Origin of the sequence: Pannonibacter carbonis (assembly GCF_003012935.1) — a bacterium.
Classification (GTDB): Bacteria; Pseudomonadota; Alphaproteobacteria; order Rhizobiales; family Stappiaceae; genus Pannonibacter; species Pannonibacter carbonis.
Map to the genome: position 1 here is coordinate 245,227 of NZ_PUDR01000005.1, position 15,589 is coordinate 260,815.

Annotated in this window: 12 protein-coding genes; all 12 read right to left on the minus strand. The window is 64.7% G+C overall.

Annotated features, from left to right (window positions below; translation table 11 throughout):
- Positions 1-92 precede the first annotated feature (92 nt).
- The 12 genes from ftsA to C8348_RS09540 all read right to left on the minus strand — a co-directional run bounded on the left by ftsA (position 93) and on the right by C8348_RS09540 (position 15,586).
- Complete coding sequence (gene ftsA, locus C8348_RS09485; RefSeq protein WP_106753074.1) at positions 93-1,415, minus strand: cell division protein FtsA; 1,323 nt, start codon at positions 1,413-1,415, stop codon at positions 93-95.
- On the minus strand, positions 1,412-2,326 hold the full coding sequence (locus C8348_RS09490) for a cell division protein FtsQ/DivIB (protein WP_198646985.1): 915 nt from the start codon (positions 2,324-2,326) through the stop codon (positions 1,412-1,414). Before C8348_RS09490 ends, ftsA begins: the two co-directional genes overlap by 4 nt.
- Positions 2,314-3,240 (minus strand): D-alanine--D-alanine ligase, encoded by a 927-nt coding sequence (locus C8348_RS09495; protein WP_106753075.1) that lies wholly within the window; start codon positions 3,238-3,240, stop codon positions 2,314-2,316. Before C8348_RS09495 ends, C8348_RS09490 begins: the two co-directional genes overlap by 13 nt.
- Positions 3,241-3,706: 466 nt before the next feature.
- Positions 3,707-4,660: a UDP-N-acetylmuramate dehydrogenase gene (murB, locus tag C8348_RS09500; protein ID WP_106753076.1), complete on the minus strand. Its 954-nt coding sequence runs from the start codon at positions 4,658-4,660 to the stop codon at positions 3,707-3,709.
- Positions 4,657-6,075, minus strand: coding sequence for a UDP-N-acetylmuramate--L-alanine ligase (gene murC / locus C8348_RS09505; RefSeq protein WP_106753077.1), 1,419 nt, complete (start codon positions 6,073-6,075; stop codon positions 4,657-4,659). The genes murB and murC overlap by 4 nt, the downstream gene beginning before the upstream one ends.
- Positions 6,076-6,088: 13 nt before the next feature.
- Complete coding sequence (gene murG, locus C8348_RS09510; RefSeq protein ID WP_106753078.1) at positions 6,089-7,189, minus strand: undecaprenyldiphospho-muramoylpentapeptide beta-N-acetylglucosaminyltransferase; 1,101 nt, start codon at positions 7,187-7,189, stop codon at positions 6,089-6,091.
- Positions 7,186-8,358, minus strand: coding sequence for an FtsW/RodA/SpoVE family cell cycle protein (locus C8348_RS09515; RefSeq protein ID WP_106753079.1), 1,173 nt, complete (start codon positions 8,356-8,358; stop codon positions 7,186-7,188). The genes murG and C8348_RS09515 overlap by 4 nt, the downstream gene beginning before the upstream one ends.
- Entirely contained in the window at positions 8,358-9,758 is a 1,401-nt protein-coding gene (murD, locus tag C8348_RS09520) for a UDP-N-acetylmuramoyl-L-alanine--D-glutamate ligase (protein ID WP_106753080.1), read from the minus strand. The genes C8348_RS09515 and murD overlap by 1 nt, the downstream gene beginning before the upstream one ends.
- A gap of 7 nt (positions 9,759-9,765) precedes the next feature.
- Positions 9,766-10,851, minus strand: a complete 1,086-nt coding sequence (gene mraY / locus C8348_RS09525) for a phospho-N-acetylmuramoyl-pentapeptide-transferase (RefSeq protein ID WP_106753081.1) — start codon at positions 10,849-10,851, stop codon at positions 9,766-9,768.
- 9 nt (positions 10,852-10,860) lie between these two features.
- Positions 10,861-12,291, minus strand: a complete 1,431-nt coding sequence (locus C8348_RS09530) for a UDP-N-acetylmuramoylalanyl-D-glutamyl-2,6-diaminopimelate--D-alanyl-D-alanine ligase (protein WP_106753082.1) — start codon at positions 12,289-12,291, stop codon at positions 10,861-10,863.
- Positions 12,288-13,781, minus strand: coding sequence for a UDP-N-acetylmuramoyl-L-alanyl-D-glutamate--2,6-diaminopimelate ligase (locus tag C8348_RS09535; RefSeq protein ID WP_106753083.1), 1,494 nt, complete (start codon positions 13,779-13,781; stop codon positions 12,288-12,290). The genes C8348_RS09530 and C8348_RS09535 overlap by 4 nt, the downstream gene beginning before the upstream one ends.
- Before the next feature lie 89 nt (positions 13,782-13,870).
- The gene (locus C8348_RS09540) at positions 13,871-15,586 is read right to left on the minus strand and encodes a peptidoglycan D,D-transpeptidase FtsI family protein (protein ID WP_106753084.1); all 1,716 of its coding nucleotides are present in this window, start codon (positions 15,584-15,586) and stop codon (positions 13,871-13,873) included.
- Between the last annotated feature and the right edge of the window lie 3 nt (positions 15,587-15,589).

The window sequence follows — 15,589 nt, forward strand, 5'->3', positions numbered from 1 at the left end:
CGACCCTCTAAGGGCACCCGATTCTCGGGGGCCCAGTTCTTCCCTTGTGTGTGCGCCGTTGCCGGCATTTCAGTCCGACGCGGCGTCCCGCGTCAGAAGCTTTCCCTGATCCATTGGCCCATCCGGGCGAGATATCCCTGATTGCCACCCCAGCCGGAGCGCTTGTACTTCGGCTGGAATTGCTCGATCTGGGACACTTGCGGATAGATGAGAAGGCCAACGGAGGCGGCAAACGCCGGTCCCTTGGCCGCCTCTGGCAGTCCCGCCACACCGAGCGGCCTGCCCAGTCTGACGTTCCGGCCGATCACCCGGCGTGCCACTTCGCTGAGACCGGTGAGCTGGCTCGCTCCGCCGGTCAGAACGATCTGCTTGCCGACACGTCCGGCAAATCCGGACGCCGTCAGCCGGTCCCGCACCAGCTCGAGGATTTCCTCGACGCGGGGGCGGATCACGCGGGTCAGGGCCGACCGGGGGATCTGGTTCGGCAGATCGCCCTCGCCCTCGACGGGCGGAATGGTCAGCATGTCCCGGTCATCAACACTGGTGGCCAGCGCCGACCCGTGCAGGGTCTTCAGCCGCTCGGCATCGGTGAGCCGGGTGGCAAAGGCACGGGCGATGTCGGTGGTGACATGCTGCCCGCCCACGGCGATGGCATCCAGATGGACCATCTGGCCCTCAACGAACACGGACAGCGTGGTTGTGCCACCGCCCATGTCGATGCAGGCCACGCCCAGTTCCGCCTCGTCGTCCACAATGGTCGAGAGGCCGCTGGCGAAGGGCGTCGCCACCAGCGTTTCCACCTGGAGATGCCCGCGATTGATGCAGAGCTCCAGATTGCGGACGGGAGGAACTTCCGTCGTCACCACCTGCATGTCGACCCCGAGCTTGAGGCCCATCATGCCGCGCGGATCGCGGATGCCGCGGTTGCCGTCCAGCGAATAGGAAATCGGCAGCGCATGCGTCACGGCCCGGCCATCCGTAGCGGAATGGGACGACCCGGCCACCAGCACGCGCTGGATGTCTGCCTCTGTGACAGATTCGCCGGCTAAAGGCACGGTGGCGCTGAAGATTTCGCTCTGCAGTCGGCCGCAGGACACATTGGCGATCACCGATTCAACCGTCACGCCGGCCATCCGCTCGGCCGCATCCACGGCAAGGCGGATCGCCTGCTCGGCCGCATCCATGTCAACGATGACGCCGGACTTGATGCCGCGCGAACGCTGGTAGCCATAGCCCAGCACTTCCACGGCATGCGAGCGGCCGGCCAGCACATCGGAGCCCTCGCGCGGGGTCAGCTTGGCGATCAGGCAGCAGATCTTGGTCGAGCCGACATCAAGGACGGACATGACGACGGCGCGGCGTCCCGGCAGGGGGCGCATGCGCGGCAAGTACAGGGCTGTGCCGTTACGGCTCATGTGTTCGCCCCCCGTTTCGCGACCTTGTCGCGTCCCTTGGGGGCGTCCTCACGCCGCTTTACCGCCTCGTCAGTCAAGCGCACCACGACCCGGTCGGGCAGGCGCATATCGACTGCGGAGATGTCACGGGTCAGCAGCGCGTTGTCGGCATCCATACGCAAAAGCTCGACCATCGCTGCAGACATGCCGTTTTCCGGCAAGCGAACGGTAATACCGTTCTCCAGCATCAGATCCCAGCGGCGATGGCCGACGAGGAAGGCCGCCCGGACGCGCGGACGCAGCGAGGGCACCTCTTCCAGCGCCGAAATGATCTCACCTGCCCGCTTCTGCGCGCCATCGTTGACCACCAGCAACAGGTTGGCATAACGGCCGTCAACTTCGCGGGTAATGATGTCACCCTGCTCGTTGATGATCGAGACGACATCGCCGTCCTGCCACAGCGCAAACGGAATTCGCTCCTCGACCGTCACCTTCAAGGTATTCGGGTAAAGCTTCATCACCGAGGCATTCTTGATCCAGGCAATCGAGGTCAGCCGTTCCCGCGCACCGTCCACATCAAACAAGGACAGGGAGGTCCCCTCCTCGATGCCGAGCGCAGACAGGATCTGGTAGTCGGAGGTCTCGCGCTGGCCGGAGAGCTTGACGGTCTCGATGCCGAAGCCGGCAGCGCTGATCAGAGACTCCGACACCATCCGTCCGTAGCCGCCGAGAATGACGCCATAGGTGATCGTCGCCGCCAGAAAGGCCACGGCCGCAACAGATCCCGTTCCGCGCGGCAGCTCGGCGAGCCGCCCCGCCTGGCGCCAGAGCGGGCGCTGATGCAGGCGTGCGACACCACGCCCGCGCGGTGCGAGCTCCGCTTCCAGCGGAAAGGCGGTCTCTTCCTTGGCCTTGCGTCTCAGCGAGAGCAACTTGCGTCCTCCACCATCCAGGTGACGAGATCTCCGAAACTCGTGCCCTCGTGGGCGGCGAGTTCCGGGACCAGAGAGGTCGGTGTCATTCCGGGTTGTGTATTCACTTCCAGGCAGATCAGCGTCCCGGTGCCGTCGGGCTTTTCGTCAAAACGGAAATCCGCCCGCGAAACACCCCGGCACCCGAGAGACTGATGCGACATCAGGGTAAGTTTCTGTACTTCTTGGTAAACAAAGGATGAAAGATTTGCAGGAAGGATGTGGTCAGACCCACCTTTCGCGTATTTGGCATCAAAATCATAAAAGCCGTGCCCTTTTGGCACGATGTCGATAACGCCAAGCACCCGGTCACCCATAACCGCGCAGGTCAGTTCGCGGCCCGGAATATAGGTTTCGCACATCAGGACGTCGGAATAGGGCCAGTCCGCCCGGTAAAGCTCCTGCGGCGGATGGGCGGCATCCTCCTTCACGATCAGGACGCCAAAGCTGGAGCCTTCGTTGATCGGCTTCAGCACATAAGGCGGCGGCAGCGGATGATCGCGGCCGATTTCGTGACGGTTGACCACCACATGGCGCGTCACCGGAACGCCGGCGGCGGCCATCACGGCCTTGGCCTTGACCTTGTTCATGGCCAGCGCCGACGCCATCACGCCGGAGTGGGTGTAGGGAATGCCGAGGATTTCCAGAACGCCCTGGATACAGCCATCCTCGCCGAACGGGCCATGCAGGGCATTGAAGGCGACATCAGGACGCAGTTCAGCCAGGCGCGCAGCGATATTGCGGTCAACATCCACCCGGGAAACCTGAAAGCCCCGTGCCTCAAGGGCATCAGCGCATTCCTTGCCGGTGGACAGGCTCACGGGCCGCTCATGCGCCCACCCACCCATCAGCACCGCTACATGTTTACCCGTCATTGCCGCGACTCACCCGAACACGTGTTTCCCGCCGACAATGCGCAGCAATTTGGTAAAGAATCGTTAACCAAGGCGTTAAGGATTGTGTTTACGAATGGGCGGGGCGGAGTGTTGCCGCGGCGCAACATTTTTTAAGCCTGCGGTATGGAACAGGTGTCGTTCAGGTCGTGTGGATTGCTGTTCGTGCGCCGCATCTGGCCGCCTCGGTTACTGGGCTCCTGCCTATGCAGGAGCGACGAAGGAGGGGTGGCGGTGGGAGCAGAGAAGATGCACTGGCAGCAAACTAACTCTCGTCGCTCCTGCGCAGGCAAGAGCCCAGTAGCCCCTGTGTGGATTGGTAATGCCAGCAAGTGTTTCTGCGTCCAGTACAGCGCGGGTTACCGACCGTGCGCGGAATCTGCCCGCCTCGGTTACTGGGCCCCTGCCTGCGCAGGGGCGACGAGGGGAACGAACGCGGGCATATCCTTCAATCCAGGAACGGCGTGATGGCCTGGCCGGGGGTGAAGTCGCCGAGGCGTTTGATTTCCCATTCGAGGAGGATGCCGGAGGTTTCGCGGACGCGGCGGCGGACGGTTTCGCCGAGGAGCTCCAGATCGTGGGCGGTGGCGGTGCCTGTGTTGATCATGAAGTTGCAGTGCATCTCGGACATCTGTGCACCGCCGATGGTGAGGCCACGGCAGCCGGCGGCATCGATCACTTTCCAGGCGGAGGTGCCGTCCGGGTTCTTGAAGGTGGAGCCACCGGTCTTCTCGCGGATCGGCTGCGCCTTCTCGCGGTGGGCCGTGACGTCCGCCATCTCGGTGCGGATCTGCTCGACCGGGGCCGGGATGCCCTCGAACAGGGCGGAGGTGAAGATCAGGTCCTTCGGAGCACTGCAGTGGCGATAGGCATAGCCGAGATCAGCATTGCTGAGCACATGGCGTTCGCCCTTGCGGTCAAGCGCCGTGACCTCGACGACCCGGTCGCGGGTCTCGGCGCCATGAGCACCGGCGTTCATGCGCAGCGCGCCGCCGATGGCACCGGGAATGCCGGCGTAGAAGGCAAAGCCGCCGAGCCCGGCTTCAGCTGCAAATTCGGCCAGGCGCTTGTCAGGAACAGCCGCACCGGCCCGAATGCCCGTCTCGCCAACACGGTCGATGGCACCGAAGCCCTTGCCGGTGAGGCGGATGACAACGCCGTCAAAGCCGCCGTCGCGGATGAGGAGATTGGAGCCAAGGCCAATGACGAGCACCGGCACATCCGCCGGCAGCTGCTGCAGGAAGCTGGCAAGGTCGGCCTCATCGGCCGGCTGGAACAGCACGCTGGCCGGGCCGCCCGCGCGCAGCCAGGTGACGGCAGACAGCGGTGCATCGCTGGATACCCGGCCACGAATGCCGTGGATCGAGGCGCCGAGGCGGATCAGGAGATTATCCGAACTCACGCCTTGGCCCCCTGCCCCAGCGCCGCAAGCTGGCCCGGCAGCGCATGCGCCCACTGGGTGATGTTGCCCGCGCCCAGGCAGACAACATAATCGCCCGGCTGGGCAATGCCACCAACGAGACCGGCGAGGGCTTCCGGGCCCTCCAGTGCCAGAACCGAACGGTGGCCATGGATCTTGAGGCCGCTGACCAGCGTGTCGCGGTTGACGCCCTCGATGGGCTGCTCACCGGCCGCATAGACCGGGGCAACGATGACGGTGTCGGCATCGTTGAAGCAGGTGGAGAAGTCGTCAAACAGGCTGGCAAGGCGCGAATAGCGGTGCGGCTGTACGATGGCGATGACCTTGCCCTTCGCGGTGTCGCGGGCAGCCTTCAGCACGGCGCGGATTTCCACCGGGTGATGGCCATAGTCGTCGAAGATATCGACACCGTTCCAGGTGCCGGTATGGGTGAAGCGGCGCTTCACGCCGCCGAAGCCGGCAAGGCCCTTGCGGATGGCAGTCCCGGCGATGCCGAGCCGGTTGGCGACGGCAATGGCGGCGGTGGCGTTGGAGACGTTATGCAGGCCCGGCATCGGCAGGACGAGGTCGTCCAGGGCCTCGCTGGTGCCCGAGCGGCGGTTCTGGAAGCGGACGCTGAAATGCGCCTTGCCGCCTTCCATCCGCACATCGACGAAGCGGACATCTGCCTGTGGGTTAGTGCCATAGGTGACGATGCGCTTGTCCTCGATCTGGCCGACCAGCGACTGCACTTCCGGGTGATCGAGGCACATCACGGCAAAGCCGTAGAAGGGAACGTTCTCGACGAAGTTGCGGAACGCGGCGCGCACGCCGGCGAAGTCGCCATAGTGATCGAGATGTTCGGGATCGATGTTGGTGACGACCGCGACATCGGCGGGCAGCTTGACGAAGGTGCCATCGCTTTCGTCCGCCTCCACGACCATCCAGTCGCCGGCGCCCATGCGGGCATTGGTGCCATAGGCGTTGATGATGCCACCGTTGATGACGGTCGGGTCAAGCCCGCCGGCTTCCAGCAGCGCGGCGATCAGGGAAGTTGTCGTGGTCTTGCCATGGGTGCCGCCGATGGCCACCGACTGCTTGAACCGCATCAGCTCGGCCAGCATTTCGGCGCGGCGCACGACGGGGATCAGCTTTTCGCGGGCCGCGATCAGCTCCGGATTGTCGCGCTTGATGGCCGAGGACACGACCAGAACCTCGGCCGCGCCGAGGTTTTCGGCGGCATGGCCGATGAAGACCGGAATGCCCTTTTCGCGCAGGCGCTGAACGTTGGCGCTCTCGGACATGTCCGAGCCCTGGACGGTGTAGCCGAGCATGTGCAGCACCTCGGCGATGCCGCTCATGCCAATCCCGCCAATGCCAACAAAATGCACCGGACCCAGTTCACGCGGCATCTTCATCGCCGGTCTCCTTTCACGACTTCGATTGCGCGGCCACCTGCTCGACCAGATCGGCAAGGCGCGCAACCGCGTCGGCCTTGCCCTGTCCGGCGGCGGCACGGGCGGCAGCGGCAAGGGTTTCGGGTTCATCCATCAGGCTGCCGAGCCGGCCGGCCAGCGCCTGAGGTGTGAGGTTTTTCTGTTCAATCGGCCAGGCACCGCGAACGGCTTCCAGCACACGGGCGTTGGCGCTCTGGTCCTGGTCGAGCGCATGGGGCAGCGGCACGAGGATCGACGGGCGGCCGATCACGGCCAATTCGCTGACCGAGGACGCGCCGGAGCGGCACAGGATCAGGTGGGCGCTGGCGAGGCGCATCGGCAGATCGGTGAAGAAGGCGGCGAGTTCGGCTGAAACGCCAAGCTCCTCGTAGCGGGTCTTGACCCGGTCCAGATCCTCGGGCCGGCACTGCTGGACGAGGCGCAGACGGGCGCGCTTGCCGGCTGGCAGGAGGGCGAGTGCCTCCGGCATCAGGTCGGAGAAGAAGCGCGCGCCCTGCGAGCCGCCGAAGACGAGAAACTGGAACGGGCCATTTTCCTGCAGCGGCGGATAGGCAACGCGGGCCGCCTCGATGACCATCGGGCGCACGGGATTGCCGGTTTCCCGGGCCTTGGCGGCAATGGCCGGATCAAGGCCGGCGATGGGAACGCTGGTGGCGACCGCGTCAACGCCGCGTGCGAGCATCCGGTTGGCCCGGCCCATCACCGCATTGGCTTCGTGCAGGATGGAAGGCACGCGGGCAAGGCGCGCGGCGAGCATGGGCGGAAAGGTCGGATAGCCGCCAAAACCGACGACCACGGACGGCTTGACCCGGCGCACCACGCCGAGGGCCTGCAACGTGCCGCGGGCCAGACTGAAGATCGTCTTCAGGATGGCGACCGGCGACTTGGAGCGCAGGGTCTCCGAGGCGATGATGTGGACTTCGCGGGCCGGAAAGCGGCTGCCGTATTTGTCGGCGCGCTCGTCGGTGGCCAGATCCACGGTCCAGCCGCGGCGCACCAGTTCGCTTGCCAGCGCCTCGGCGGGAAACAGATGGCCGCCAGTGCCGCCGGCAGTGAGAAGGATGGTCTTGGTCATCGGATACCCGGTTGCATCAGGCTGGATGGCGACACCCGCGAGACGATCACGCTTTCGCTGTGCACCGGACGCGGCTTGCGGCGGGACAGCGCCAGGATGAAGCCGGCGGTGAGCGCGGTCGAGAACAGCGACGAGCCGCCGTAGGAGATGAACGGCAGCGTCATGCCCTTGGCCGGGATCAGGTTGAGGTTCACCATCAGGTTGATGGTCGCCTGCAGGCCGAACATGATGACCAGGCCCGAAGTGGCAAGGCGCGAGAAGGCGTCCTGGTCGCGGGCGGCGTTACGCAGGCCGCGCAGCACGATGAAACTGAACAGCACCACCATCAGCATGCAGACGATGATGCCGAACTCCTCGGCCACGACAGAAAACACGAAGTCGGTATGGCTGTCGGGCAGGATGCGCTTGACGATGCCCTCGCCCGGCCCCTTGCCGAACCAGCCGCCGGACAGGAACGCCTCGCGCGCCGTGTCGACCTGGAACGTGTCACCTGAACCGGGATCCAGAAAGCGGTTCACGCGCGATGTCACGTGCGGCAACAGGAAGTAGGCCGAGCTCATCCCGACAAGTCCGACGACTGCAAGGGCAATGATTGCAATCCAAGGCAAGCCGTTGATGAAGAACAGCGCCCCCCATCCCAGGGCCAGCAGCATGGTCTGACCGAAGTCCGGCTGTGCGATCAAGAGCATGGCGGCAACAGCAAAGATCAGCGCCGAGAACAGCGCGCCGGGAACTTCGCGGCGGCGGCCGCTTTCCGACAGGAGGAAGGCGACGATGACGACGAAGGCGGGTTTGAGGAACTCCGAAGGCTGCAGCGTCGTGAAGCCGAGATTGATCCAGCGACGCCCACCCTTGACCTCGACGCCGAGGAACAGCGTCGCCACCATCATGGCAAGGGAACCGATGAGGAACAGAAGGGCCACGCGGCGGATGATGCGGGGCGACATCAGCGACAGGCCGATCATCATTGCGAGCGCCGGGAGCAGGAACACCGCCTGCCGCTTGACGAAATAGAAGCTCTCCACGCCGAGCCGCTCAGCCACGGGCGGGCTGGCGGCGAAGGACAAGACCACGCCGCCGATAGCAAGAAGCACAAAGGCAGCCAGAAGATAGTGATCAACCGTCCACAGCCATTCAGCCAGCGGACCACGATCGGCGCGCGAAACCATCAGGCATTTCCTTCTGTCCCCGAGGCACGATCCAGCGCCTCGACAGCTGCGACAAACGCGTCCCCACGGACCTCAAAATTCGGATACTGGTCAAAGGACGCACAGGCTGGCGACAGCATGACGACCTTTTCAGGCGATGGATCATGGACCGCGTCCTCGGCGGCCCGTGCGACGGCGACGTCCATGGTGCCGCAGATTTCCACCTGTGCCTTGCCGGCGAGGGTCTGGGCAAAGGCTTCGGCAGCCTCGCCGATCAGATAGGCGCGGGCGATCCGGGGGAAGAACTCGGCCAGTGGCTCGATGCCGCCGGTTTTCGGCTTGCCACCGGCGATCCAGTAGATCCGCTTGTAGCTGGCCAGCGCCCAGGCGGCCGCATCGGCGTTGGTGGCCTTGCTGTCGTTGACGAAGAGCACGCCATTGCGCCGCGCGATCACCTGCATGCGGTGCCTGAGACCCGGGAAGGTCTTCAGTGCGGCGGCGATCCGCTCCGGCGCATGGCCGAGATCCAGCAGCGCGGCGCAGGCGGCAGCGGCATTCTGAGCATTGTGGCGACCGCGCAGGGCGTCGATGCCGGTGAGATCAGCCAGACGGGTCTGGGTGCCAAGGTCAGCCATCATCAGGCCCGTGCCGTCGCCATAGACGCCATCGGTCTGCGGCAGATGCCCGGAAATGCGGCGCACCCGCCGGCCAGCCAGTGCCAGCCGGTCCGCCATCGCAGCGCTCATCGGGTCATCCACGCCGATGACGGCGGAGCGGCTGCCGGCGACGAGGCGCTGCTTGATGGCGGCGTAGTTCTCCATGGTGCCGTGCCGGTCGAGATGATCCGGCGACAGGTTCATGTGAATGCCGACAGTGGGGTCAAGGCTGGGGGCCAGATCGATCTGGTAGGACGAGCACTCGACGACATAATGGCGATGCGGCGCCAGCGGCTCGAGGTCCAGAACCGGCGTGCCGATGTTGCCGCCCATCTGCACATCGAGGCCGAGGCTGGCGAGCAGATGGGTGACGAGAGCGGTGGTCGTCGACTTGCCATTGGTGCCGGTGATGCAGATCAGGGGCGCATCCGGGCAGAGGCGGCGGCGTTCACGGGCGAAGAGTTCGATGTCGCCGATCACCTCGACACCGGCGTTGCGGGCAAGCTGGACGGTCCAGTGCGGCTCGGGATGGGTCAGCGGCACGCCAGGCGACAGTACGAGGGCCGATACGCTGCTCCAGTCGATCTGGCTGAGGTCCACCGCCGTCAAGCCTTGCGCCCGGGCCGCGTCGTTGCGGGCAGCGGTATCGTCAAAGGCGAGGACCTCGGCGCCGCCGGCCTTCAGCGCCAGAGCGCTGGACATGCCGGAGCCGCCGAGCCCGAAGAGGGCGACTGTCTGTCCGGCAAAACTGGTGATCGGGATCATCCGGGCCTCACCGCAGCTTCAAGGTGGCAAGGCCGATGAGGGCGAGAACCACGGCAATGATCCAGAAGCGGATCACGACCTGGGACTCGGTCCAGCCGAGATGCTCGAAATGGTGATGGATCGGCGCCATGCGGAATACGCGCTTGCCGGTCAGCTTGAAGGACGCGACCTGCACGATCACCGAGACGGCTTCCAGCACAAACAGACCGCCGATGATCGCGAGCACGATCTCGTGCTTGGTGGCGACCGCGACTGCGCCGATCATGCCGCCCAGCGACAGGGAACCGGTGTCGCCCATGAAGATGGCGGCAGGAGGCGCGTTGAACCAGAGGAAACCAAGCCCCGCGCCAATGACCGCACCGCAGAGCACGGCCAGTTCGCCGGTACCGGAGACGTGGTGGATTTGCAGATAGTCCGCAAAGACCGCATTGCCCGACAGATAGGCGATGATGGCGAAGGACCCGGCCGCGATCATCACCGGCACGATGGCGAGACCATCCAGGCCATCCGTCAGGTTCACGGCATTGCCGGCACCGACCATGACAAAGGCGGCAAAAGGGATGAAGACGATGCCAAGGTTCAGCAGCAGGTCCTTGAGAAAGGGGAAGGCAATGGAGGTGGCAAAGGGCCCGTTATCCAGCATCGTCACCGCAAAGGCGGCGGAGCCGGCGATCAGGAATTCGATGCCGAGCCGGGCGCGGCCCGAGAAGCCCTTGTGCGTCGCCTTGGTGACCTTGAGATAGTCGTCATAGAAGCCGATCAGGCCGAAACCAACGGTCACCCAGAGCACGATCCAGACATAAGGGTTGCGCAGGTCCGCCCACAGCAGCGTCGAGACAATCATGCCGGACAGGATCATCAGGCCGCCCATGGTGGGCGTGCCCTTCTTGGTCAGCAGATGGCTCTGCGGACCATCCTCGCGGATCGGCTGGCCCTTGCCCTGACGCAGTCGCAGGCTGGAGATGATCTTCGGCCCGAACAGGAACACGAAGACCAGCGCGGTCATGATGGCCGCGCCCGTGCGGAAGGTGATGTAGCGGAACACGTTGAGCGCAGACAACTGGCCGGAGAGTTCGCCGAGAAGATAGAACATGGGGAATCCTTAAACCGCTACGGTTTCATCCGCTGCCGCATAGTCCTGCTTGAGCGCTTCCACAAGGGGGCCCATCCGGCTGCCCAGAGATCCCTTGATCATGACGACATCTCCCGGCCGGATATCTTCGCGAAGTCGATCGAGAAGACCGGCGGATGTGTCTGCGTAGAGCCCGCGCTGGCCTGCCGGTAGACGCTGCCACAGTTCATGCATCATCGGACCGCAGCAATAAACGGCGTCGACCTTTGCGGCCGCGATCGGCTGGGCAAGCTCGGCATGCAGTGCCGGCGACGTCGCGCCCAGTTCCAGCATGTCGCCAAGAACAGCGAGCCGGCGTCCGGGGACACTTACTTGCGCGTCCCCCAGAAGGCTGAGCGCCGCACGCATGGACGCCGGATTGGCGTTGTAGCTCTCGTCGATCAGAATGGCCGGTCCGCCAGCGAGCGTCAGACGGGTCTGGGCACCGCGTCCTTTTGGAGCGGAGAGTTCGGCGAGCGCCAGTCCTGCCAAGGCGAGATCCGCGCCCATTTCCACAATGGCGAGCAGGACCGCGAGGCTGTTCATGACGAAGTGCCGGCCCGGCGCGCCGATCTTGTAGGTGATCTCCTCTCCCAGGATGCGGGCCTGGACAACCGACGTTCCGGTCTGGGTGACGAGTTTAAGCAGTTTGCCATCCGCGCCGGCCGTCTCGCCAAAGGTGCGGATGGTCGGGACGCCGGCGGTCTTGGCAAGGAAGGTCAGGAGATCGAACTGGTCATTGTCGCGGTTGAGAATGGCCACACCGCCCGGCTCCAGTCCGGCGAAGATCTCTGCCTTCGCCTTGGCAATGCTCTCGACAGAATCGAAGAACTCGAGATGAACCGGCTGAACCGTGGTGATGATCGCGACATGCGGGCGGACCATCTGGACCAGAGGCGTGATCTCGCCGGCGTGGTTCATGCCGATCTCGAAGACACCGTAGTCGACATCCCTCGGCATGCGCGCCAGCGTCAGCGGCACGCCCCAGTGATTGTTGAACGAGGCGACAGAGGCATGGGTCTTGCCGACCCGCGTCAGGGCAAGGCGCAACGCCTCCTTGGTTCCGGTCTTGCCGACCGAGCCGGTAACCGCGACAATCCGTGCATTGACGCGGGCACGGGCGGCGCGGCCAAGGCAGCGCAGGCCTTCCAGAACATCGTCCACCACCACGTAACGGCCATCGGCCGGCAGGCTGGCCAGGCGATCACGCGCGACGAGGGCCAGCGATGCACCGGCCTTGAGAGCGGCCTCGACAAAGTCATGGCCATCGAACCTGTCGCCGGCAATGGCGATGAAGGCTTCGCCGGGCTGAAGCGTGCGGCTGTCGATGGAAACGCCAGTGATCGCCTCGGTGGGTGTGCCGACGACAGAACCGCTGACGGCAGTGGCAAATTCTTCAAGGGTCCAGAGCGGCAGGCTCATGCCGGGTCTCTCCTGTCGCGCGCGGCGTCAGGCACCGCATGGCCGAGCGCAGCGCGAACTGCGTCGTGGTCTGAAAAGGGCAACACCGTGTCACCGACGATTTGGCCCGTTTCGTGGCCTTTGCCCGCAACACAAAGGACATCCCCGTCTTCCAGCATCGCCACAGCCCGTTCGATGGCTTCGTGACGATCACCAATTTCCAGCGCCCCAGGGGCCCCGGCGAGCATGGCCTTGCGGATCAGGGCGGGATCTTCGGTCCGAGGATTGTCGTCCGTGATGATGACGACATCGGCACGGCGTGTGGCGACCTCACCCATGATCGGACGCTTGCCGGGATCGCGGTCCCCGCCGGCACCAACGACACAGACAAGACGGCCCTTGGTGAAGGGACGCAGTGCCGCCAGCGCATTGTCGAGCGCGTCCGGCTTGTGGGCATAGTCGACAAAGGCGAGCGCGCCGTTTTCCTTGTGGCCGACCAGTTCCAGCCGGCCCGGTGCGCCTTCAAGGTCTTCGAGCGCCCGCAGGACGGCACCCGGCTGCTCTCCGGCGGCGATGGCAAGGCCGGCGGCGATCAGGGCATTGGAGACCTGGAAGCGGCCGGCGAGCGGCAGCGACACCTTGTAATCGCCTCGCTCGGTGGCAATGGTCAGGACCTGGCTGAAGCCGCTGTGCTTCAGTCCGGTGAGGCGCAGGTCGACGCCGCGCTCGCCGACTGTCAGCAGCTTGAGGCCGCGCGCCTCACAGGCGGCGACCACGCGGTCGGCATACGGCTCCAGCGGATCGACGACCGCGATGCCGCCGGCTGGCAACAGGTCGGTGAACAGGCGCAGCTTGGCGGCGAGATAGTCCTCGACCGTCGGATGGTAGTCCATGTGGTCCCGGCCAAGGTTGGTGAAGCCGGCGGCAGCCAGTTGCACGCCATCGAGGCGGAACTGGTCGAGCCCATGGCTTGAGGCTTCCATGGCCGCATGGGTGATGCCATCGGCGGCAAGGCGTGCGAGGTCCCGGTGCAGCGTCACCGGATCCGGCGTCGTCAGCCCGCCATAGCTCTTGCCGTTCGAGGTGATGGTTCCAAGGGTGCCGAGGCTGGCGGCTGCATGGCCGCAGCGCTCAAAGATCTGGCGGACAAAATGGGCGACGGAGGTCTTTCCGGCCGTTCCGGTGACCGCGACCATTGTGGCGGGTTGCGGAGCGTGGAAGCGCGCGGCCATTTGCGCCAGCGCAAGACGCGGGTTAGGGACCGCGAAAACCGGACCCGCCACCGCCTGCGCCGCCAGCAGCTCTGCCCCGGCTGCGTCCGTCACAACCGCGACCGCGCCCTCTGCGATGGCCCTGGCCGCAAACGTTGCGCCATGCACTTTGACGCCAGACAGGGCGAAAAACAGAAAACCCGGACGGGCCGCGCGGCTGTCCGAGGTCAGGCCGGTGATCGTCAGATCAGAATAGGAGGCAAGACCGGCAAGGTCCGCCATCAGGTTGCTCAGATGCATGTCATCCCAGGTTCGCTTGTGCGTCGTCGGATTCGGCGAGAGCGGGAAACTGGCTGCGACCCCATCCCGTATTCTCCCCGCAGCGGCCCTTAATAGGCTATTTCGATCGTCTGTGTCCCTTCGGTAATTGGCCGGGGCATCACGCCCAGCATGGGAGCGGCACGACGAACGATATTTGCAACCATCGGGGCCGTGTTGAGACCGGCGGTCGCGGCCATCCCCTCCTTCTCAGGCTTGGGCTCATCCAGGACGACCAGAACCACATAGCGCGGATCGTCCATCGGGAATGCGGACAGGAAGGAATTGCGGCGCTTGTTCGGATTGTAGCGTCCCTTCTCGACCTTCTCGGCCGTGCCGGTCTTGCCGCCGACCAGATAGCCGGGAACATCCGCCCGCCTGCCTGACCCGCTGATGACGTTGAGACGATAGAGATAACGCAGAGCCTGGCTGACCTTCGGCGGGATCACCTGACGCGCAAGGCTGTTTGCGGTGGCCTCGTCACGAGGCAGGAAGGTCGGCGGAATATAGCGGCCGCCATTGACCAGCGCCGCAGCCGCAACCGCCGTCTGCATCGGCGTCACCGAAATGCCATGACCAAAGGACATGGTGATGGCAGCCAGTTCACCCCAGCGCTTGGGGACCTGGGGCGCGGCATTTTCGGGGAGTTCCGTCACCGTGCGCGAGGTAAAGCCTATATCGCCAAAAAAGCGCTTCTGTTCCTCGATGCCTGTGGTCAGCATCATCTTGGCTGTGCCGATGTTCGAGGAATAGATGAAGATTTCCGGGACCGAGAGGATGCGCTTCTTGCCGTGGAAGTCGGAAATGGTTCGCCCGCCAGCCCGGATCGGGCGGGTGGCATCGAAGCTGTCGTACATGGAGACCTTGCCGGAGGCCAAGGCATTGGCCGTGGTAAAGCCCTTGAACACCGAACCCATTTCGAACGTACCGCCAGTGGCGCGGTTCATCCGGTCTGCTTCCAGCGCCTCGCCCCGGTTGTTCGGATCGTAGTCCGGCAGCGAGGCCATGGCGACGACTTCACCGGTGTTCACGTCAAGCACGATGCCAACGCCGGCAATGGCACGATAGCGCTCGATGCCCTTTTGCAGTTCGTCACGCACGACATGCTGGACCCGCAGGTCAACCGCCAGCTTGACAGGTTCCATCGAGCGGTCCGAGGCGAAACCGAGCTTCTGCAAGTCGGCCAACCAGGCGTCATCGACGTATTTCTCGATGCCGGCGATACCCTGGTTGTCGATATTGACCGAGCCGACGATATGGGACGCAATCGGCCCGCCCGGATAAAAGCGCTGCTTCTCCCAGAGAAAGCCGATGCCCGGCAGGCCGAGGCGGTGGATTGCCTGATGCTGTGCCGGCGTGATCTCGCGCTTCAGCCAGATGAACCCGGCGCGACTGGACAGGCGTTTGCGCATGGTTTCGTTGTTCAGATCCGGGAAGACGCTGCCGATGCCCTCAAGCACTTCCTCGACATCCAGGATCTTGCGTGGCTCGGCATAGACCGAGGCGGTCTTGATATCGGTGGCCAGGATCTCGCTGTTGCGATCGACAAGATCTGGACGGGAGGCGGCGACCGCATCCTGCGCCGATATGAACTCCTTGGTCGGCTGCTCTTCCATTTGCGCCAGCTGGGCAAGCCGGCCTGTAATGACGGAGAAGATCAGCGCGAAGACAACCATGGACAGATAGACGCGCGAGCGGACGGTCCCGGTCGACACCGAGCCGTAGGTCGGCTTGGGTTGGCTGCGCTGGAACTGCAGGAAGGACAGAGGCTCGCTCGCCTGGCTCATGGC

What these genes read in the sequence shown, in the direction of transcription:
- ftsA (WP_106753074.1), bottom strand. Translation starts at nt 1,415, where the DNA reads ATGAGCCGTAACGGCACAGCCCTGTACTTGCCGCGCATGCGCCCCCTG.
- C8348_RS09495 (WP_106753075.1), bottom strand. Translation starts at nt 3,240, where the DNA reads ATGACGGGTAAACATGTAGCGGTGCTGATGGGTGGGTGGGCGCATGAG.
- murC (WP_106753077.1), bottom strand. Translation starts at nt 6,075, where the DNA reads ATGAAGATGCCGCGTGAACTGGGTCCGGTGCATTTTGTTGGCATTGGC.
- murG (WP_106753078.1), bottom strand. Translation starts at nt 7,189, where the DNA reads ATGACCAAGACCATCCTTCTCACTGCCGGCGGCACTGGCGGCCATCTG.
- C8348_RS09515 (WP_106753079.1), bottom strand. Translation starts at nt 8,358, where the DNA reads ATGGTTTCGCGCGCCGATCGTGGTCCGCTGGCTGAATGGCTGTGGACG.
- murD (WP_106753080.1), bottom strand. Translation starts at nt 9,758, where the DNA reads ATGATCCCGATCACCAGTTTTGCCGGACAGACAGTCGCCCTCTTCGGG.
- mraY (WP_106753081.1), bottom strand. Translation starts at nt 10,851, where the DNA reads ATGTTCTATCTTCTCGGCGAACTCTCCGGCCAGTTGTCTGCGCTCAAC.
- C8348_RS09530 (WP_106753082.1), bottom strand. Translation starts at nt 12,291, where the DNA reads ATGAGCCTGCCGCTCTGGACCCTTGAAGAATTTGCCACTGCCGTCAGC.
- C8348_RS09535 (WP_106753083.1), bottom strand. Translation starts at nt 13,781, where the DNA reads ATGCATCTGAGCAACCTGATGGCGGACCTTGCCGGTCTTGCCTCCTAT.
- C8348_RS09540 (WP_106753084.1), bottom strand. Translation starts at nt 15,586, where the DNA reads ATGAGCCAGGCGAGCGAGCCTCTGTCCTTCCTGCAGTTCCAGCGCAGC.